Annotated in this window: 19 protein-coding genes; 9 read left to right on the top strand and 10 right to left on the bottom strand. The window is 53.1% G+C overall.

The window, feature by feature from the left end; translation table 11 throughout:
- Positions 1 to 28: 28 nt before the first annotated feature.
- The 6 genes from TH19_RS09815 to TH19_RS09790 form a co-directional block, all read right to left on the bottom strand.
- Complete coding sequence (locus TH19_RS09815) at positions 29 to 1,723, bottom strand: glycerol-3-phosphate dehydrogenase/oxidase (protein WP_114102143.1); 1,695 nt, start codon at positions 1,721 to 1,723, stop codon at positions 29 to 31.
- An 11-nt stretch (positions 1,724 to 1,734) separates the two neighbouring features.
- Positions 1,735 to 2,730, bottom strand: coding sequence for an aldo/keto reductase (locus TH19_RS09810; RefSeq protein WP_114102142.1), 996 nt, complete (start codon positions 2,728 to 2,730; stop codon positions 1,735 to 1,737).
- The gene (locus tag TH19_RS09805) at positions 2,730 to 3,692 is read right to left on the bottom strand and encodes a sugar-binding transcriptional regulator (RefSeq protein ID WP_114102141.1); all 963 of its coding nucleotides are present in this window, start codon (positions 3,690 to 3,692) and stop codon (positions 2,730 to 2,732) included. The genes TH19_RS09810 and TH19_RS09805 overlap by 1 nt, the downstream gene beginning before the upstream one ends.
- A gap of 20 nt (positions 3,693 to 3,712) precedes the next feature.
- Entirely contained in the window at positions 3,713 to 4,672 is a 960-nt protein-coding gene (locus tag TH19_RS09800) for an ABC transporter permease (protein WP_258547897.1), read from the bottom strand.
- Positions 4,673 to 4,764: 92 nt separating this feature from the next.
- Positions 4,765 to 6,297: a sugar ABC transporter ATP-binding protein gene (locus tag TH19_RS09795; RefSeq protein ID WP_114102139.1), complete on the bottom strand. Its 1,533-nt coding sequence runs from the start codon at positions 6,295 to 6,297 to the stop codon at positions 4,765 to 4,767.
- A gap of 121 nt (positions 6,298 to 6,418) precedes the next feature.
- Entirely contained in the window at positions 6,419 to 7,456 is a 1,038-nt protein-coding gene (locus TH19_RS09790) for a substrate-binding domain-containing protein (RefSeq protein ID WP_114102138.1), read from the bottom strand.
- A gap of 532 nt (positions 7,457 to 7,988) precedes the next feature.
- Between TH19_RS09790 and TH19_RS09780 the strand changes: the two genes are divergently transcribed.
- The 9 genes from TH19_RS09780 to TH19_RS09740 are packed head-to-tail and all read left to right on the top strand — an operon-like array spanning position 7,989 to position 18,338.
- Positions 7,989 to 8,369, top strand: a complete 381-nt coding sequence (locus tag TH19_RS09780) for a hypothetical protein (RefSeq protein ID WP_114102136.1) — start codon at positions 7,989 to 7,991, stop codon at positions 8,367 to 8,369.
- Between the two features lie 4 nt (positions 8,370 to 8,373).
- Entirely contained in the window at positions 8,374 to 10,641 is a 2,268-nt protein-coding gene (locus TH19_RS09775) for a NosR/NirI family protein (protein ID WP_114102135.1), read from the top strand.
- Positions 10,641 to 12,587, top strand: a complete 1,947-nt coding sequence (gene nosZ, locus TH19_RS09770; protein ID WP_114102134.1) for a TAT-dependent nitrous-oxide reductase — start codon at positions 10,641 to 10,643, stop codon at positions 12,585 to 12,587. Before TH19_RS09775 ends, nosZ begins: the two co-directional genes overlap by 1 nt.
- A 5-nt stretch (positions 12,588 to 12,592) precedes the next feature.
- Positions 12,593 to 13,930 carry a nitrous oxide reductase family maturation protein NosD gene (locus tag TH19_RS09765; protein ID WP_114102133.1) on the top strand — a complete coding sequence of 446 codons (1,338 nt, stop codon included), beginning with the start codon at positions 12,593 to 12,595 and terminating at the stop codon, positions 13,928 to 13,930.
- Positions 13,902 to 14,792: an ABC transporter ATP-binding protein gene (locus TH19_RS09760; protein WP_114102132.1), complete on the top strand. Its 891-nt coding sequence runs from the start codon at positions 13,902 to 13,904 to the stop codon at positions 14,790 to 14,792. Before TH19_RS09765 ends, TH19_RS09760 begins: the two co-directional genes overlap by 29 nt.
- A complete protein-coding gene (locus TH19_RS09755; protein ID WP_114102131.1) occupies positions 14,789 to 15,610 on the top strand; it encodes an ABC transporter permease in 822 nt (273 codons plus the stop codon). Before TH19_RS09760 ends, TH19_RS09755 begins: the two co-directional genes overlap by 4 nt.
- The gene (locus TH19_RS09750) at positions 15,607 to 16,209 is read left to right on the top strand and encodes a nitrous oxide reductase accessory protein NosL (RefSeq protein ID WP_114102198.1); all 603 of its coding nucleotides are present in this window, start codon (positions 15,607 to 15,609) and stop codon (positions 16,207 to 16,209) included. The genes TH19_RS09755 and TH19_RS09750 overlap by 4 nt, the downstream gene beginning before the upstream one ends.
- Before the next feature lie 8 nt (positions 16,210 to 16,217).
- Positions 16,218 to 17,150: an FAD:protein FMN transferase gene (locus TH19_RS09745; protein ID WP_114102197.1), complete on the top strand. Its 933-nt coding sequence runs from the start codon at positions 16,218 to 16,220 to the stop codon at positions 17,148 to 17,150.
- 6 nt (positions 17,151 to 17,156) lie between these two features.
- On the top strand, positions 17,157 to 18,338 hold the full coding sequence (locus tag TH19_RS09740) for an NnrS family protein (RefSeq protein ID WP_114102130.1): 1,182 nt from the start codon (positions 17,157 to 17,159) through the stop codon (positions 18,336 to 18,338).
- Between the two features lie 23 nt (positions 18,339 to 18,361).
- Here the strand turns inward: TH19_RS09740 and TH19_RS09735 are convergent, their stop codons facing one another.
- From TH19_RS09735 to TH19_RS09720, 4 genes are all read right to left on the bottom strand, one after another.
- On the bottom strand, positions 18,362 to 19,057 hold the full coding sequence (locus TH19_RS09735; protein WP_114102129.1) for a Crp/Fnr family transcriptional regulator: 696 nt from the start codon (positions 19,055 to 19,057) through the stop codon (positions 18,362 to 18,364).
- Positions 19,035 to 19,775, bottom strand: coding sequence for a Crp/Fnr family transcriptional regulator (locus TH19_RS09730; RefSeq protein ID WP_181846375.1), 741 nt, complete (start codon positions 19,773 to 19,775; stop codon positions 19,035 to 19,037). Before TH19_RS09730 ends, TH19_RS09735 begins: the two co-directional genes overlap by 23 nt.
- Before the next feature lie 127 nt (positions 19,776 to 19,902).
- On the bottom strand, positions 19,903 to 20,574 hold the full coding sequence (locus tag TH19_RS09725) for a Crp/Fnr family transcriptional regulator (RefSeq protein WP_114102127.1): 672 nt from the start codon (positions 20,572 to 20,574) through the stop codon (positions 19,903 to 19,905).
- Positions 20,556 to 21,119: a hypothetical protein gene (locus tag TH19_RS09720; RefSeq protein ID WP_147250747.1), complete on the bottom strand. Its 564-nt coding sequence runs from the start codon at positions 21,117 to 21,119 to the stop codon at positions 20,556 to 20,558. Before TH19_RS09720 ends, TH19_RS09725 begins: the two co-directional genes overlap by 19 nt.
- Between the last annotated feature and the right edge of the window lie 6 nt (positions 21,120 to 21,125).

The following is a 21,125-nucleotide window of genomic DNA, read 5'->3' as shown; positions in this document are numbered from 1 at the left end:
TCTGACCGGGGCGTTCCCGGATCTTCATTCAGACAATGCTGTGTTTTTTGCCGAGCTCTTCGCGCAGCAATTGTTTGTGATGATCAAGTTCGGTCTCTGACCAGCCCAGAACGCCTGACATCAGCGCTCCGATTTCCTCGATCAAATTCTGGGTAATTCCGCCTTCCAAACCAATGCCGGTGCGGCGCAAAAGGATGTCGGAAAGGCTTCGGACCTTTTCGTTTAGGATCAGATATTCAATCTCGCGCCGGGAATAGGTCTGTGCCGCGGCCAGCGGCCCGTCCGGCGCGATCTGACAGAACCGCGCGATATCAAGCGCCTTGCTGCCATATCGTTCGGCAAGCCGTTCAAGCGTTGAACGATCAACAGAAAGATCAATCAGTTCCGCACCGATCCAATCATCAAGATCGCTTTCCGAATTCGGGAAATCACGCCCACCGCCGATCTTGAGACGCCGGGTATCGCAAACGCGTTTGCGCCCCAGACGCTTCAAAATGACATCGGCAATTTCTTCGCCAAAGACCCGGAAGGTGGTCCATTTTCCGCCAATCAGGCTAATGACCGGGAAATCGCGCTTATCATTGGCTTCCTGTTCACGATGAGAATGATCGCGGCTGATCCGCCCGGTTGCATCGGCGTCACTGACAGGAAGGGGACGAACACCGGTAAAGACATGCACAATATCGTCACGTGCAATCTTGATATCCGGGAACACAAAGCGCAGCGCGCCAAGCATGTAGTCCTTTTCACTTTCCTCGCAGCGCGCAAGTTCCGGATCATCAATCAGGATATCGGTCGAGCCAACCAGCGACACACCAAGATAGTTAAAGGCAATGCAAATCCGCCCGTCGGCATTTTCGTAATAGACCATCTGGTCGCCAAGGGCGTTTGCCAGTTGGTCATTCCGGATCATCAGATGCGAACCCTTGGTTCCGCGGACAAATCGGGGCGTGTCGTTTTCGCGCCCGCCTGACAATGCAAGATTGGTGAAATCAACCCACGCGCCCGTCGCATTCACCACAAGATCCGGCGTTATCGTGCCACGTTCCCCTGTTAACGCGTCGCGCCAATGAAGTTCGCCACCATCGACTTTTTCAACGCCAACATAGGAATGCGCACTGGCATTCGGGCAGGCTTCTTGCGTATCAAGGATCATCTCGACACCAAGACGTTCGGGGTATTTCACCCAGGCGTCATAGTAAATCGCCCCGAATTTGGCATCCCTGGAAAGATCAGGGGCCATCGCACGAAGCTTTGTGCGCGAGACAAACTGATGGGCTGGCATCGTGCGGCTTTTGCGCGACAGCCAGTCATAGAGCATCAAGCCGATCTTGATCATCACCGCAGACCGTCTGGAAGGTCCACTGCCCAAACCGATGAAGCGTTTCAGCGATGCCATCGACCCGTTGAAGGCATCAAAGATCGGCACAAGTGTTGGCAACGGAAAGACATAGTGCGGGGCATTGCGAAGTAGGAAGTCACGTTCCTGCAAAGACTGCCGGACAAGGCGGAACTCGCCATTTTCCAGATAGCGCAGTCCGCCATGGACCATGCGTGACAGTGCAGCACTGGCACCGGAACAGAAATCCCTCTGTTCCAGCAACACAACATCTATCCCCTGCAAGGCAAGATCACGGAACACACTGATCCCGTTGATCCCGCCCCCGACCACAACAACGGTAGCCCGTTTCGGGATTGTTCTATCCTGTGAATTTTGTGTCATCACATGATCAATCAGGCAGCACGGGCAACCGGGCCAAGATGGGCCGAAATCGCCTGATCTATGATGGCAAGTTCATCTGCCCCCAGAACGATTTCGCCTGCCTTGGCATTTTCCACTGCCTGCTGGGCATTGCGCGCCCCGCAAAGCGAGAAGGTGATCCCCTTTTGTGCAATCGTCCACGCGATCACGATCTGGCCGGGTTCGACATTATGGGTTTCGGCAATCGGGTGCAGAACCTTCATGAAATCTGCAACGCGCTTGCGGTTTTCGACCGAGAATTTGGGGTTTTCACGACGAAGGTCATCACCCTCGAAAACGCGATCCGGGCCGATTTTGCCTGACAACAAGCCAAGCGCCATCGACGAATAGCTCAGGACCGCAACGTTATTTTCAACACATAGCGGCACAAGCTCATCTTCAAGCTGGCGTTCCAGCATATTGTAGCATTCCTGAATGCTGTCGAGCTGACCTGCCGCAAGATATTGCTTCATCTCCTCAGCATTGACATTACTGATCCCGATCGAACGGATTTTGCCTTCCCGCTTCAGATCCAGAAGTACGCCCATGGTTTCGGCAATCGGTGTTGTCGGGTCCTGCCAATGGGTGATGTAAAGGTCAATATAGTCGGTACGAAGACGCTTCAGGCTGGTTTCAAGTTCGGCACGAACGGACTCAGCCCCAAGATATCGGTGAATTTTCTTGTCATGTTCGTCGACAAAGAAATTGCCCTTGTCCGTATCCCAAACCATTCCGCATTTGGTCGCGATCACCACCTGATCACGTCGTCCTTCAATCGCTTTGCCAACCAGTTCCTCGGCACGACCAAGACCATATGCCGGCGCGGTATCGATCAGGGTAATGCCCGCATCAATAGATGCCTGAATGGCCTTGATGGAATTGGCGTCATCGTGACCGCCCCACATCCATCCCCCCATGGCCCACGTCCCAAGTCCGATTGCAGATGCCGATACACCGGATTTTCCAATTTCACGAATAAGCTGTGCCATCAGGCATCTCCTTTTAGTATGTCGCTGACCGCATAGGCGGTTTGCTCGTCTATCGCCAAAGTCGTCAGGAAATCGCCGCGCAGAATTGCTGCAATCGGTTCTGCCTTGTGCTGTCCGCTGGCAATGGCGAAGCGATGTGGAATCTGACGGAGTTCTTCAAGGGTAAGGGCAACCACGCGGTCATTGCCCGCATAGGCGCAAGGGGTTCCGTCCTGGCTGATCAGATGGGCCAGCAATTCACCGCTTGCCCCCGCGGCAAGGACTTCTTCGCGATCGATATCGTCATCAAGGGATAGGTATGTTGACGTACTGGCGCGGACGGAACCGATACCCATAACCGCAATGTCGGCCTTGCGTGCGATGTCAAAAACATCACGAATAGATCGTTCATCAAGCAAGGTATCCCGGGCTTCACGCGAACCGGCAATAATCGGCGCATGCAGTTGAAGCGCCCGTCCACCAAGCTTTTCGGCCATTGCCATCGAGACCTGATTGACGTCGGTATAATATTTGCCCTGCACCCCGCCCGTACCGGGAACAACTGTCACGTCATAGCTGCGCTTGGGCTTCATTGCCTCGACGATTGCGCTAACACCGACACCGCCTGATATCGCAATCGTCATACCGTCTTCGAGTTTTTCGAATAGTGCGGCTGCGGCGGCATCGGCTGTTGATTTGATGGTGATCTTGGGATCGGTTGAGACCTCCGGAACCACAATCGCATTTTCGATCCGGCCCATTTCGGCGATCAGGGCGCCGAGATCAAGCATATTGCCAAAGGGCGACTTTACCGTGATCTCGACCAGACCACGCTCCTGGCCTTCCTTCACCAACCGGTTGACTGTTGTGTGCGACAGTCCGGTCAGTTCGGCAATTTTGGCCTGGGAAATGTTCTGTTCGTAAAACATCACCAGGACCTTGTGCAGACGTCGCAGTCGCTCGAATTCTGTACTGTTGGTCATTCTTTTTATTCCTGACGCGATTACGATTTCGCCGATGCGCCGCGTTTGCGACGGTTGAGAAGATGGTCGGCTGAAACCGCGACCAGAAGGATCAGACCGCGAATGATGTCCTGCCAGTAAACCGGCACATCAAGCAGGATCAGGGAACTCGTCACCAGCGACAGCAAAGCCGCGCCAAGCACCGCGCCAAAAATAGTGCCCGAACCACCATTCAGGCTGGCCCCGCCAATCACCGCTGCGGCAATCACACTCAGTTCCATGCCGATACCAAATTGCGGCGTCGCAGCACCAAAACGCGCCATATAGACAACACCTGCAACACCGGACAAAAGCCCGCAAAGCGTCGCGCACAGGATTTTGATGTGCTTGGTTTTGATGCCGGAAAACAGTGCCGCTTTCTCGTTGCTGCCGGTGTAATAGACCTTGCGGAAGATCGTTGAATGCCGAAGCAACAGGTCAAAAAACACAACCAGTACAAAGAACAGGATGATGACAAACGGCATCCCGGCGATATCGCCCTGACCAATAAACTTGAAACTTGGCGGCAAGGTGAAAAGTGACTGCGGCGTACCCTTGGTGATCAACAGTGAAAGACCACGCGCAACCACCATGAAGGCCAGCGAAACGATAAAGAAATGAAGCCCGATACGGGTGACACATTGTCCCATCAGGAAGCCGATGAACCCGCAGGCCAGAATGGCAATCAAACTTGCCGACCAGGGATCCAGCCCCATCAGGAACAGCTTGCCGCCAATCACCATTGCCAGACAAACGACCGAGCCGACAGAAAGATCAATTCCGCCAACGATCAGCAGAATGGTCATGCCCACCACTACAATCCCCTCGATCGAGAAGGAAAGCAGCATGGCGCGGAAATTCTGCCAGGTCAGGAAATAAGGAGATGCAAAGCTCATGGCGATGCAGATGATCAGGATGATGGCAACAAGTCCGGCTTCGCGGGCCTTGAAAATTCCCAACATTCGGTTTTGCATACCCTTGTCCAACTGGGATGCCTCCACTTTATCTGTTTCGTTTTTTGATTTGGTTTCTGATTTGAACGCTTTGACCGATGTCATGACGCCATCTCCCTTTTCATCGAGGCGGCGTTCTGACAGGCAAGCCCGGATGCCAGTTTCATGATCTCTTCTTCGGTCATCTGATCGCCCGCGACTTCGCCTGCGATTTTGCCCTCGTGAAGCACCAGAATGCGGTCGCACAGGCCGATCAGTTCGGGCATCTCGGATGAAATAACCAGAACACCCACCCCGTCTGCGGCAAGGTTGCGAAGAATAGTGTAAATCTCGCTTTTCGCGCCGACATCAACACCGCGCGTCGGTTCATCAAAGATGATGATGTCAGGATGGACCGACAGCATTTTGGCAATTGCCACTTTCTGCTGATTGCCACCACTCAGGGCCGAAACCGGCTGACTGACATGGGCGCAACGCAGCGACAACAACCGCCCCAGTTCCTCGGCGCGCTTTTCTTCGGCCCGCTGACGCACAAATCCCTTTGAACTGACATGGCTAAGATCAAGGGCTGTTATGTTTGCCGCAATCGACAGATCAAGAAAGACACCCGATCCTTTGCGATCTTCGGAAAGATAGACCAGACCGTTTCGAATACTTTCGGCATAATTGTCGATGTCAAAAGGCTTGCCATGCATATTGATGGTTCCGGAAATCTTGCGGCTTAAACCACAGATCGCATGGGCAAGCTCGCTTCGCCCGGCCCCGATCAACCCGCCAAGACCAAGAACCTCGCCTTTGCGCAGATCAAAACTGACATCGTTCAAAATGCCGTCATCACAAAGATTGCGAACAGACATAAGCGGCGTTGCTGTCTGATCCTGTTCCGTATTTTTTGCCGGGAACTGATTAAGAATTTCGCGCCCGACCATCTTGGTCGCGATTTCATCGGGACTGGTATCGACCGTCATCAGCGTGTCGATGAAAGTACCGTCCCGGAACACCGTAATACGATCGGATATGGCAAAAATCTCTGCCATGCGATGGCTGATATAGATAATGCCAATATTACGTGCCTTCAAATCCGCGATAATCCGAAACAGGGCTTCGGCCTCGGTATCGGTCAGGGCGGCTGTGGGTTCGTCAAAGATCAGAACGTCACAATCAAGGGTCAGGGCCTTGGCAATTTCGACGATCTGCTGGCTTGCAATAGGCAGGTTGCCAACCTTTTCATCAACCGGAATGGGTACCAGATCGGCCAGAACTTTTTTGGCGCGTTCACGCAATTCGCGATCATTCATTAAAAACGAAGTCCGCGCATTGGTCGCTGCCATCAGGATGTTTTCAGCGACCGAGATATCGGGGCACAGGGCAATTTCCTGATGCACCAGACCGATGCCATGCGCCTGCGCCTTGGCCGGATTGGGCAGAACAATATCGCGTCCTTTAAAATGGATACGCCCCTGATCCGGTGGAAACACACCACTAAGGATATTCATCAAAGTGGATTTTCCGGCACCATTTTCCCCCATCAGGGCATGGACCTCACCGGGCATAAGCGACAGTTTCACCCCGCGAAGGGCCTGCACCGGGCCAAATGATTTATGAATGTCGTGAACTTCTAGAATGGGCTGCATAAAACCGAATGCCTTGCGATAAAAAGAAGGGCATCCCTTCCTTTCGACCAATTGAGAGTGGGAGGACCGAAAGGAAGGGTTTCCCGGTCGCCATGGGCACAGCGACCGGATGTTGATGTCCTTATTCTTCGATACCTTTGGTACCGCGACGTTTCAGGTAATCTTCCCAATAGAAGTCATCAGCATTCTTTGCCGTCACGACGGCATAGCCATTGTCGATATAGGGAACCATCATCGGGTTGCTGCCCGAACGCTGGTAATCGTTCATCGGATCAATCAGTTCCGGATGGGCGGCCAGGAACAGGGACATAAAGCCCATATATCCCTGAATGCCCTGGTTCGGGTTGATCGAACCAAACACTTCGCCCGCCTTGATCATATCGAGGATTTTGGCGTTCACATCGGCCGTCATGACCTTGATGTCGGCTTTGGTTTCGATTGCTGCCTGTGCCGCACCCAGTGCACTGTTTGCTTCGGGCATGAAGACAGCACCAAGTTTCGGATGGGCCTGATGCATGGTCAGAACAGCGTTATAGGCCTTGGTCGGATCCTGGTTTGAGGCCGCCCGGGCCACCAGTTTCATATCCGGGTATTTTTCTTCCATACGCGCAACGAAAGCCGAGACACGGCGATCGTGGTTGTCCTGACCCGGGTTTTCCAGAACGGCATATTCGCCGGTTCCGCCCATGGCTTCGGCGATGGCATCTGCAGCAGCAGCACCTTCGCGGTCGTTATTTGACGTGATGTATGCCGCGCGTTTTGAATTGGGGGAATCTGCTGCGAAGGTCACAACCGCAATGCCCTGTTCAACCGCACGGTTGATCGGTGCGATGAACGGATCGGAGTTCATCGGATGGACCATAATGCCAGCGGGCTGACGTGCCAGAACCTGTTCAAAGGTCGCAATCTGCTTGTTCACATCATATTCCGGGGTGCCGGTATAAACCGTGTCGCAGCCCATCTGATGTGCGGCCTGCTTGAACATCTCATAGACCGGGAACCAGTATTCAACGCCACTGACCATGACGTTCATGGCGTAAAGTTCGCCCGGCTCGCACTGGAATGCACTTTTCTTTGCATCATCGGCCATGGCGGAAGATGCGGTCACAGTCAGAAAAGCAGCTGCTGCTGTTCCCAGCAGCATTGATTTGATTTTCATGTTATCCTCCCTAATGCGTAACCAGTTCCGGGCTTTCCACGACACGGTGCGGTTCGCAAAATGTTATTTATGGTAGATATTTCATACTTCGAAATATCTACCAACCATTTGGATTGATCCCAATTCGGGAGTCAACATGAAATATATTTCAACCTTTTAGTTCGCCCGAAAAGCTTTCAAAACCAACGATCTCAGCAGGAAAAGAAAATTTTCCCGGATCGCGTTTTGCCGATTTTCATCGCAATGGTTCCTTGCGAATTCAGTCCCGCCGCATCGACCACGGATCAGCCAACACACATTGATGCCCACAGACCAGTTGTATGGAATCGCATCGGGCCGTTGATCGGGATAATCGAAAATGTGCCGTGACTTATCCGATGTTCCGGTGAACATCGACCAGATTTCAAAGTCTCTCACAGGCCTTCACATCACTTGATCGCCAACCGGAAATCCTGCCAGCTTCAAACAATTTCAACAGCGACTTGACCTCTATCAAGCCTGCATAAGCCGCTATGGAATAAAGAGAAGCATTATGAAAAACATGCTTCGCTCATTCCTGTCATTCTTGATTGCATTTTCCCTGATCGGAACAAGTGCCAGTCAGGCTTTTACGCAGATGACGAAGCATTCCATTGGCGGCAACATCACCGAAATCACAATATGTTCCGCTGACCAGCCCGCCAAAACCATCTTGATCGACCAGAATGGAAATCAGGTCCCGGAACCGGTCAAATGTGATTGCCCTGCCTGCCCGAACTGCCTGAACACTTCAGTTTTCAACCTTCCCGACGCCGTTCGCGCAATCGGACATGAGCGCACAGTCCTTTTGATCAACATTCCACAGCCATTTGATCTTGCAGATGCATTCACCAATGCGTCTGTGACGGCACGTGCGCCACCGCACAAGGTTTGAATTCATGAAAACGCCATCTGTCCAATTGCACCATCATGTCACAAAGCACGCTTCCCGCTCGCGTTTGTTCCTCGCTGGATTATGGGTTCTGGCGATTGCCTTCCTGCTGCCGGTTTTAACCGGCTTTGCTGCGGCACAGGCTCAGAACAACCCGGTTATTGCTCAACTGATCAGCAAGGTGCCCGCTGCGTCACTGGTCGCGGGCGCAGATGCCTATGGCCCCATTGACGAAGATATCCCGGTTGCACCGGTTCTGAGCAATGGAGAGCAGATTGGCTGGGCCTTTATCACATCGGATTTTGTCGGTACGACCGGATATTCGGGCAAACCGATCCATGTCATGATCGCGGTCGACAAAGATGCCAAGATCATTGGCGTCAAGCTGGTCAAACATTCTGAACCGATTGTTCTGATCGGCATTCCAGAAGCCCGCATTGCCGCCCTTACCGAAGGCTATATCGGGTTCGATCTGGTTGAAGCCGCCAAAGGGTCCGACCACGAACTCAACATCATTTCTGGCGCGACCGTTACCATTATGGTGATTGATGACTCGATCCTGCGATCCGGCATCAAAGTCGCGCGTGCCCTCGGCCTGGGTGGCCTGAGTGCACCGACCCAGTCCACAGCACCCCAATTTGAAATCGATCCGGATGCCGTCGCACCAGCAGACTGGTTTACGATGGTTGGTGACGGCACGTTGCGCCGCATGTCCCTTGATGTCGGGCAGGTCAACGAAGCCTTTGCCGCGATGGATGATCCGCGCGCACTCGAACGCCCAATCACAGCTGCACCTGACGCGACCTTTATCGACATGTATGCGACGTTGGTCAGTATTCCGGCGATTGGCAAGGCAACGCTTGGCGAACGCGGTTACAACAATCTGCGCAACTGGCTGAAGGAAGGCGAACAGGCCATCCTTGTTGCCGCCCGTGGCGAATATTCGTTTAAGGGATCAGGATATGTCCGCGGTGGCTTGTTTGACCGCATCCAGCTGATCCAGGGCGATATGTCGGTTCGTTTTCGTGACCGCAACCATCGGCGTGTTGGCGATATCATGGCCGAAGGCGCGCCTGAGCTGACCGAAATGGATCTGTTTAAAATCCCGGCGGCAAGCAATTTCGATCCAACCCAGCCATGGCGCATCGAACTTCTTGTTCATCGCGATATTGGTGCGATTGAACGCCTTTACACGACCTTTGATATCGGCTGGCAACCGCCTGCAAACTATCTGAAAAAGGTTGCGCCGATTGCCTCGGTTGCCAACCCATCAGAAGACACTGAAATCGCAAATGACGAACAGGCCGCCAAAGCAGCTCTGTGGCAAAGAATTTGGCGCGACAAAACCGTCGAGATTGTCGTTCTAAGCATCATGCTTGTGACCCTGACAGCGGCGTTCTTCTTCCAGGGTCTCCTTACCCGGTCGGCCAAAGTTACGTTCTGGTTCCGCATATGCTTCCTGACAGTCACACTTGTATTCCTTGGCTGGTACGCAAATGCGCAGCTTTCGGTCGTCAACCTTATGGCGCTGACCAATTCGCTGGTAACCGGGTTTACATGGGAAGCCTTCCTGCTTGATCCGCTGACTTTCATCTTGTGGTTCTCGGTTGCGGCTGCCCTGATTTTCTGGGGACGCGGGGCCTATTGCGGATGGCTTTGCCCGTTCGGTGCCTTGCAGGAACTGACCAACCGGATCGCCAAGTTTTTCCATGTCCCGCAATGGACGCTTCCATGGGGACTGCATGAACGCCTGTGGGCGGTGAAATACATCGTCTTTCTTGGGCTGTTCGGCACCATGCTGGCATCCATAGACCAAGCTGAAAAACTGGCCGAAGTCGAACCTTTCAAGACCGCAATTATCCTGAAATTTGACCGGTCATGGCCGTTCGTTCTTTACGCACTTGTTTTGCTTGGTGCCGGTCTTTTCGTTGAACGTTTCTATTGCCGGTATCTGTGTCCGCTTGGTGCGGCTCTGGCGATCCCGGCCCGCATCCGGATGTTTGACTGGCTCAAACGCTACAAGGAATGCGGCACCCCCTGTCAGAACTGTGCGCATGAATGCATGGTCCAGGCCATCCATCCAACAGGAGAAATCAACCCTAACGAGTGTCACAACTGCCTTCACTGCCAAGTGCTGTATCAAAGCGAAAAAATCTGTCCGGTCGTGATCAAGAAGCTCAAGCGGCAAGAAAGCCTCTTGGCGAGCATGGAAGGCGCGAAAAAAGCGCTGAACCGGACCCAGACGACAAAACCCAATCCCAAGGAGAATTCGTGATGTCAGACAATACCGAAAAAACCGGTGTTACACGGCGTGGCCTGCTTACCGCCGCCGCTGGCGGGGCAGCTTTTGCAGGGGCTGCGGGTGCAGCACGCCTTGCTATGGTCGGTGGCGCAACTGGTGCAGTATCTGCCCTTTCCATTGGAAGTGCACATGCCGCAACCGGCACTGAGGCAAGCCCAGCACCAGGACAGCTTGACGAATATTACGGCTTCTGGTCATCAGGCCAGACGGGTGAAATGCGTATTCTGGGCATTCCGTCCATGCGTGAACTGATGCGCGTTCCGGTCTTTAACCGTTGCTCGGCAACCGGCTGGGGGCAGACCAACGAAAGCCTCAATGTTCTAACCGAGAACATGCTGCCCAAAACCAAGGAATATCTTGCCGCCAACGGCAAGAAAATTCATGACAACGGCGACCTGCACCACGTCCATATGTCCTTTACCGAAGGCAAATATGACGGTCGCTACCTGTTCATGAATGACAAGGCAAACACCCGTGTTGCCCGCGTTCGCTGCGATGTCATGAAGGCTGACAAGATCCTTGAAATTCCGAACGCAAAAGCCATCCATGGTTTGCGTCCGCAAAAGTGGCCGCGCACCAACTATGTCTTTGCCAACGGCGAAGATGAAACCCCGATGGTCAATGATGGTTCGGTGCTTGATGATCCGTCGAAATACGTCAACTTCTATACCGCAATTGATGCGGATGAAATGAAGGTGGCCTGGCAGGTCATGGTATCGGGCAACCTCGACAATACCGATGCCGATTACGAAGGCAAATACGCCTTCTCGACCAGCTACAACTCGGAAATGGGCATGAACCTTGCGGAAATGACCGCTTCCGAGCTTGACCATGTTGTTGTCTTCAACATCAAGGAAATCGAAAAAGGCATCGCTGCGGGCGACTATATTGAACTGAACGGCGTCAAGGTCATTGACGGCCGTAAAGGTCAGAACAAGAATTACACCCGCTATATTCCGATCCCCAACAGCCCGCATGGCTGTAACATGGCACCGGACAAGAAACACCTATGCATCGCGGGTAAACTGTCCCCGACCGTTTCGGTGATTGATGTCACCAAACTTGATGCCGTGTTCTATGACGGGGCGGAACCGCGTTCAGCCGTTGTAGCAGAACCTGAACTGGGCCTTGGTCCGCTTCATACCGCGTTTGACGGCAAGGGCAACGCCTTGACCACCCTGTTCCTGGACAGTCAGGTGGTCAAATGGAACATCGAAAAAGCTGTTCGGGCCTATGCCGGCGAGCAGGTCGATCCGATCATCAAGAAGGTCGACGTGCATTACCAACCGGGCCACAACTCCACCTCGATGGGCGAGACACTTGAAGCAGACGGAAAATGGTTCATTTCGATGAACAAATTCTCCAAAGACCGCTTCCTGAATGTCGGGCCGCTGAAACCGGAAAACGAGCAGCTGTTCTCGATGCAGGGTGATGATCTGGTGTTGATGCATGATGGCCCGACTTTTGCCGAGCCGCATGATTCCATCATTGTTCACCGTTCGGTCGTCAATCCGCTCAGCGTCTGGAACCGTCAGGACCCGATGTGGGCAAAGACCCGCGCACAAGCCGAGGCCGATGGCGTCAATATCGACGAATGGGCTGAAACGGTTGTCCGCGACGGCAACAAGGTACGTGTCTATATGACCAGTACCGCACCAACCTTCAGCCTTGAATCCTTCACGGTCAAAGAAGGTGACGAGGTAACCGTTATCGTCACCAACATGGACGACATCGACGATCTTACCCACGGATTTACCCTGGGTGATCACGGTGTTGCATTTGAGATTGCCCCGCAGGCAACCGCATCGGCAACCTTTGTCGCCTCCAAACCCGGCGTCTATTGGTATTACTGCCAGTGGTTCTGCCATGCCCTGCACATGGAAATGCGCGGACGCATGTTTGTTGAACCAAGGAGCTAACCGCCATGCTGCGCCCCGTCCTGATGATTTTGGCCATGATCTTTTTACCGTTGCAGCTTTTTGCCGCAACGCGATCTGTGCCTGCAACAGACGGGGCGCTGTTATCTGCCATCGCCGGGGCATCCCCCGGCGATGTGCTTCTTCTTCAACCTGGCCGTCACCAGGGACCGGTTTTGCTTGATAAACCGATCACTGTTGATGGGGGTAATGCGGCAGTCCTTGACGGCAATGAAACCGGCAGTGTCATCACGATTACCGGGTCCGATATTACCATTCGCGGTCTTGAGATTGTCGGATCAGGATCGTCACATGAAACAATTGATTCCGGCATACAGCTTCAACGCGAAGCTGCCCGCATCCTGATCGAGAACAACCGGATCATCGGCAATCTGTATGGCATCGACATTCACGGGGCAAAGAACACCACCGTTCGCACCAATACCATTGTCGGACGTCGTGATCACAGAATGAATTCACGGGGTAACGGGATTTATGTCTGGAATGCCCCCGGAACACTGGTCGCAGACAATGACATTCGGTACGGCCGTGACGGCATCTTCGTCAATACGTCGAACCGGGGCATTTTCCGTGACAACCTGATGCGTGATCTGCGCTTTGCCGTGCATTACATGTATGCCCATGATTCCGAAATTTCGGGCAATGTTTCCGTTGGCAACCACCTTGGCTTTGCCCTGATGTATTCGAACCGGATCACCGTGCGGAACAATATGTCCCTTGCTGATCGCGATCAGGGACTGATGCTTAATTACACCAACAATGCCGATCTGGTCGGCAATCTGGTTCGCGGAACCGGGGACAAATGTCTGTTCATTTATAACGCCCACCGCAATCTTATCGGCGATAACCGGTTTGAAGGATGCGGTATCGGCATTCATTTCACAGCAGGTTCGGAAAAAAATGCGCTGACCGGCAACGCCTTTGTCGGCAACCAGACCCAAGTCAAATATGTCGGCACCCGCGATGTGGAATGGAGCTTTGATAGCCGGGGGAACTTCTGGTCGGATCATCCTGCCTTTGACCTTGATGGCAATGGCATCGCCGACAGCCGCTTCCGCCCGAATGATCTTATGGATCATATCCTGTGGTCACAGCCCGCTGCCGGTATGTTGCTCGGCTCGCCAGCGGTTCAGTTGATCCGCTGGAGCCAGGCCCACTTCCCTGCCACGTTGCCCGGTGGTGTCCTCGACAGTTTCCCGCTGATGGAACCGATCGAAATAGCGGTTCCGGAAACCATTACGTCACTTGAAAAGGTTGCTCGCGCCAATCCTGTATGGCTGCGTGAAAGGACTGAAAATGTGTCTGACCCTCTCGCAAGTCACTAAACGCTACGATGATCGCACGGTTCTTGACGCAGTCAGCTTTGACGTCAATGCCGGCGAACGTGTGGCATTGCTTGGCCATAATGGTGCGGGCAAATCGACCCTGATGAAAATCATTCTGGGGCTTATTCCCGCTAACGAGGGAACTGTCTCGGTTTTAGGTCACGCACCGGGCAGCATCATTGCGAAAACCGGAACTGCATATCTTCCGGAAAACGCAGCATTCCATCCGGCTCTGACCGGACAGGAACAGCTTTGCCACTATTTGCGGCTGCGTGGCGAACCGACAAAGCATGCGACACCCCTTCTTGAACGTGTCGGTTTGGGACCTGCGGCAAAGAGACGTATCGGAACATATTCCAAAGGAATGCGACAGCGTGTCGGACTGGCACAGGCCTTGATCGGCAAACCACGGCTTCTGGTTCTTGACGAGCCGACCAGCGGGCTCGATCCGGTTTCCCGGCGGGAATTTTATGTCATTCTTGACGAACTTGCGGCTCAGGGAACGGCGATCCTGCTTTCTTCCCACGCCCTGACCGAAGTAGAAGCCAGAACGGATCGCATCGTCATTCTTTCGTCTGGCGTCATGGTTGCGAATGACACGTTGGCGAATTTGCGGCGAAGGGCATCACTGCCGATCCGCTTGCAGGTCTCGGCCACGACAGGCAACGCAGATGAAGTCGCCAGCAAACTTTCCGGTGATCGTCGAAATGGCGTGATGGTCGATCTGGTTTGTAATTCCGAGGAAAAGCTTGCCCGTCTTGGCGATATTTCGGCCCTTGGGTCACTGGTCGAAGACGTCGATGTTATTCCGCCAAGCCTTGAAGATATCTATAGCCATTTCAGTAAAGGAGGTGGCGCATGAACCGTATCCTTGCTTCCAGCCGAACAGAATTTGTCATTGCCTTGCGCAATCGCTGGATCACGATTTCAGTCGTGATGATGGTCTTGTTCTCGCTTGTGCTGTCTGCTGCCGGGAGCGCGCCAACCGGCGCACTTGGTGCCGACAAACTTTCAGTCACAGTCGCCAGCCTGACATCGCTTGCAGTTTATCTTGTCCCGCTGGTTGCGCTTTTGATGTCATTTGATGCAATCGCAGGGGAAATTGAACGTGGAACCCTGTCGCTTGTTCTGACTTATCCGGTTGCACGCGGCGAATTGCTCCTTGGTAAATTTATCGCCCATCTTGCGATCCTTGCCATTGCCGTTGCCGCAGGATACGGCATTGCAGCACTTACCGCTGTTGTCAGCGACACGAATGCCCTTGTTGGACTGCCCGCACTCTTGCGGCTGTTCTGGTCATCCATCCTGCTTGGGGCTACTTTCCTTGGTATTGGCTATGGCATTTCGGCATTCTCGCGCCGACCCGGTGCAGCCGCCGGACTTGTGATCGGGCTATGGCTTGTGCTGATTGTCCTATATGACCTTGGTCTGCTTGCCGCAATTGTCGCCGATGATGGCGGGGCATTTACAACCGGCTATTTCCCGTGGCTTCTGATTGGCAATCCCGCGGATGCGTTTCGCATCTATAACCTTGCCATGTCCGAAGCTACCGCTGCCGCGGCCGGTCTTACCGGGGCGGCCAACAGTATCCCGCCGCTTTATGCCCTGATCTCTATTGCTGTCTGGCCGGTTATTGCCACAACCCTTGCATGGGCTACCTTCAGGAAGGTGACGCCATGACCCTCGGATCACGTACCATATCGGCAATCATATTCGCTGGCGGCCTTGTGGTTCTGGCCGGATGCCAGGAACAGGTCAGCGAAACGCTGCCACCGCCCATTGCCATGACAGAAGAGGCGGTCGGCTATTTCTGTCAGATGAACATTCTCGAACATCCCGGTCCCAAGGCGCAAATCCATCTTGATGGCTTGCCCTATCCACTGTTTTTCAGTCAGGTTCGCGACGGCATCGCATATGACCGTATGCCCGAACAGAACTACAAAATCCGGGTAATCTATGTGACCGACATGTCCAAGTCTGCGGACTGGAACAATGTCGGACGCGAAAACTGGATCGCAGCAACATCAGCACACTTCGTCGTCGGATCAAATATGGCAGGTGGCATGGGATCACCGGAACTGGTGCCATTTTCCAATCCCGACGATGCACAGAAATTTGCAGAACAACACGGTGGTCAAGTTGTGCGGCTCGCCGACATTGATGATGCCACTGTTCTGGACAATGCGGCACTGAATATGTCGCATCCATCTGACGAAATTGCACACACACCTGACGAGGACGACTATCGGGGTCGTCTTGAAAAACTCCGTAAAGAATGAGGCCCGCCATGCCAGCTATTTCACGACGCCGTTTTTTGAGTATTTGCGCGGCAACCGGTGCGCTTAGCAGCCTGCCCTTTACGTCGTTTGCACATACAGAACATCCGTTGCAAAGCTGGAAAGGGGTTGCAATGGGTTCTGCGGCCTCGATTACGCTCTCGCACCCGGATGCGCAAAACATCCTCGCCCGTGCCACACAGGAACTCGACAGGCTGGAGAATATTTTCAGCCTTTATCGTGCACATTCGACACTTGCGCAGCTAAACCGCACAGGTCGCATCGACACCCCACCGTTTGAGCTTCTGGAATGTTTGGGGCTTTGCGAGACAGTTCATCAGGCCAGTAACGGCCTTTTTGACCCAACGGTACAGCCACTTTGGCAGCTATATGCAGAAAGCTATGCCAAGGGACATAAACCCAAGGCGCAAGAAATCCAGCAGGTATTACAGCAAACCGGTTGGCGTCACGTCCGAATGGATCCTGATCAGATCACCTTCAAAATTCCGGCAATGGCCCTTACCCTGAACGGCATTGCCCAAGGGTATGTTGCCGACCGCATCGCATCGCTGTTGCGCAAGGAGGGACTGACCAATGTTCTGATCAATACGGGTGAATTCGCAGCAATTGGTGGACATCCTGAAGGCAATGGTTGGCCGGTGTCGATTGATACCGGCACCGATATCCGAAAAGAAGCTGTGATCCTGCATGACAACGCATTGGCCACGTCATCGCCCGGTGGAACATTCTTTGATCAGGATGGCCTGATCGGTCATATCCTTGATCCCAGAACAGGGATGCCCGCCACAGCACGCCAAGGAACGATCAGTGTCACAGCACCCAAAGCAGCCCTTGCCGACGCATTGAGTACGGCCATGTGCCTGGCAACTGACACAGAGATTGCAGCTATGCTACAAAGGTTTCCCACAGCAAAACTGGTCTAGGCCGTTATGCGCGTAATCCGGACAGCATTCGCCAACCTTTTCGTGATGGCCGGGGGTATTGCGATCGTCGCGGTCCCCCTTCAAGTCTTGCTCTGGATTCCGGACTATTTTTCGGTTCTGTCCGTTCTGCCGATACCACAAAGATCGTTTTGGCATGGCCATGCATTGCTTGTCGGATACAGCCAGGTCGTACTTGGTGGATATCTTCTGACACGACCGGGTAATCGCGTCATTGTGCCATTTTCCCTGTTTTGGCTTATTGCGCAGATCTCCATATTTATCCCGGAACCTGCGGGTATTTATATCGGTACTTTCGCAAGCATTTCGGTCTTTGCCCTGCTTTTCATCCATGCCGGATTGCAGTTTTTTCGGGCTGCCAAACGATGGAAGTCCGCACTTCCGGGACTTGTCATCGGTTTGCTTCTGCTGTCTGAAATCATCTTTCAGGCAGGGCAGGTTTTGCAGGAACCATCGGCAAGCGAAGTGGCACTTCGCGGGGTGATCTGGCTTCTGATCATTCTGGTTTTCCTGATGGGGGGTCGTATCATCGCGGCCGCCACATCTGGCGCGTTGCAAAAGCGCGATATGTACCAGCCCTATATGGCACAAGGACGTCTTGAGACGTATGGCGTAATTGCCCTGCTTGTCACAGGACTTTCCGATTTGCTTGTCCTACCTGTCGCAATCACCACCTTCTTTGGCGCCGTTGCTGCGACTATTATCGCACGTCGTCTATGGAATTGGCGGGTTTGGCGGGTTATTGACGCGTTTGATCTGACATCCCTTCATATGGGATATGCCATGTTGGCCATTGGACTGATTTTTTATATCTGTCAGATCAGTATCGGCGATGCACCATCACTTGTCGGATTACACGGGGTGATGATCGGCGGATTTGCATTGTTGTCGATCACGATCATGTGCCGAACTGTTCTGCAACGGTTGCGCTTTGCTCTGGTTCTTCCAATCACCATGCGCATCGCCAGTGTGTGCATTCTGGGGGCAGCAATCACCCGGATGGCAGCCTTTCAGACAGTTGGAACAACTGAATTTCTTATTGCGTCATCCCTGCTTTGGGTCGCGGCTTTCACCCTTTTTCTCAGCACACTGGTCGGCATTATCTGGCGTTTTTACAAACAACCATCATCAAACGGCCCACCCCAAAACGACCATCCATTCAAAACATAGCGCCGAAAGAAATGTGTTGATGATCAGCGTGCCAGTTCCAGCAACGCCGCCCGATCAATGATCTGAAGCTTTGGCCCTGATGCAATGGCACCGGCTGCTTCCAGTTTTCGCAAAGACCGGGAAAAGGTTTCTGGCGTAATACCAATCCGGCTTGCGATCTGGCGTTTTTCCGGGAAGTTGGTCCCGTTGGGATCATCAAGCTTTTCCCCGTTTCGATCTTCGAAATCGATCAGGAAAGAGGCAATACGCTGGATCGGGCGCGTGTGCCGCATTTTGTATATTTCTTCCATGAAGAACCGTTCCCACCGCAGGAAACCTGCAAGAACACTGCCTGCAACATCCGGTGCGCTTCGCAATATCGCAAGATAGGCATCACGTGGAATAGAAACAATTTCGCAGTCTTCAATGACCTGACATTCCACAGGATAGGAACGCCCGGCAAAGGAAACGGCCTCGGCAAATGATCCCGGTTCTGTGAGGAAATTCATCACCGTTTCCTCGCCTTGGGGGGACGTCTTCACAAGGCGAAGATGACCTGACAACAGAATGTAAAACCGATCTGCAATATCGCCCGCACAAAAAAGATGCGCACCGCGGGCATGACATTCGACCCGGCATTTTCCAAGCAAGCTTGTCAAACGCGTCTGACCAAGGGCGACCAGCAACGGGACTTGCGACATCACATCGCGATCAGCATCAGATAACGGCCTGGAATGCATTTTCCTGCCCCTCTTTACGTTCACTGTCCGAAAGGCCGCACCAGTCGGCTAACATCTCGGCATCGGAAATACGGATGATCCGTCCATTGGAATGTTGCGTCACGCCAAGCTCGGAAAGCTTTTTCAAGGCGCGAGAAAAGGTTTCACTGGTCATTCCCAGTTTCCGTGCAAGCGCAGACTTTTCGATGGTTAGCGGTGTCTCGTGGACATCGTCAATCGGCACGGCATCGGCAAGAAGATAGATACCCAAACGCTGAGCCGCCGAACGGCATTTGAGTTCTTCGGTCTGGCGTAACATCTGACACAAGCGTTCGGTCATGACAGACATCATCGTCAATGCCCGATCAAAATGCGCCGAAAGGAATTTGGAAAACAGAAGACCATCAATCCGAATAGCGGTGGTTGCTTCGAGCGTTTTTAGCGAAACAGCATAATGCCCGTCAGGGGCCAGCGCACATTCCCCGACCAATTGGCCGTCACCCAAAAGATCAATAACGCCGTTCTTGCCTTCACCATCCTTATAGGACAACTCTACATGACCGTTCACAATCAGATACAGGGCTTCGGCCGGTTCATCGGCACGGATCATCATTGTATCTGCTTCGAAACGAACCCATTCGCACAGGGAAGCAAGTTCAAGAATGTCTTCTTGTGGCCAGGTCCGAAAATAGCGCGCAAATCGCAATACGCCTGAAATGCGCTCAATATCTTTGGTCATGATATTGTCCATAGTGATACGGGAAACGTCACTCGATACTGGAACAACTCTAACAGTGAAGCCGGTCGAACTTTTTGTTCCAAATCAATTTCGGGGCGAGTCCTTGAAAACAATAAGTAGAAGCATGTCATTGCTGCTGCATAAACCGCTGTAACCCTTCAAGATCAAGGATACTCATCTCTGAGTCCCGGGCAATCAGCCCCTCGTCTGAAAGACGTCGCAATGCGCGCGAAAATGTCTCGGGTGTGACCCCGATCCGGTTGGCGATGATATGCTTTGCCACAGCCGTTTCTTCGCCGTTTCGGGATAACAGAAACTCGATCAGGCGCTGTATCGGGGTAAGCTGGCGCAAATCGTTCAATTCTTTAAAAAAGAACCGTTCACGTTCAATCAGTGTCTGCATCATACGTCCGACCAGAAGTGGATCTCGTTGCAGTCGGTTGATCAGCTGAAAGCGGCTGATCGCGGCAATTTCCGACTCTGCATCACATTCGGCCGAGACAGGATAATTTTGACCCGAAAGCACCACCGCTTCTGCAAAGGCCTCGCCCGGAGATACCAGATGAAACAAGGCGACCCTTCCATCATCAAGAACACGAAACAAGCGCACCCGGCCTTTGAGCAAGATGTAAAATTGATCGGCAACGTCCCCTTCGTTGAACAACAACTCGCGCTTGGGAAAAACAGATACACAAGACCCGCCAATAACAGTGGGGATTTCTGTTTTTGAGAAAGCAGACATTACCGGGATTTTCGAAATCAGACCAAGGTCAGCCTCAGTCAATCTTCGGTAAGACATGGCGCCAGTTCCCTTGTTTCAGAAGACTTGGATTTCCCGGTAACGCATCGGCAACTCAACCAATTGCGATTGACATAATCCGCCAGCAGGTTTGACAATTCCCACCACGTGCCGACCGGTGCAAGAATATCCACATGCTCATCAGAGCGGGCATTCACAGCATCGGGAATATCGTGCAAACAATGATCGCCATCACCGGCCATAAGCGGGATGAACAGCGCCTTGCGCAGATGGGTCATCGTGCGCCAGTTCTTCAACGAAACCGCGCCTTCAAGCTGGACATTATAGATTTCATCGAAGTCCGTGATATGGGCAACGGCCTTGCGTATTCCAGTCAGATTGGATGCCGGTTCCTTGTCGGTTTTCCGCCCATGTGAAATCAGGAAGATCGCGGTCCGTTCCCTGTTATAGCCATCCGAACCAAGGCGAGCCGAAATTCGGGATGCCAACATTCTTGGAAGTCCCGGCAGATCACCCGCAGCCGGCAAAACCCGAACCGGGCTTGAAATCACACGACGGACCTTTTCAGGCAGTTCTTTGGTCACCAGGGG

The sequence above is a fragment of the Thalassospira profundimaris genome, from assembly GCF_003326675.1.
In the GTDB taxonomy this organism is placed as follows: Bacteria; Pseudomonadota; Alphaproteobacteria; order Rhodospirillales; family Thalassospiraceae; genus Thalassospira; species Thalassospira aquimaris.
Note: the sequence above shows the minus strand (reverse complement) of the source record. Positions and strands in the feature narration are given on the sequence as shown.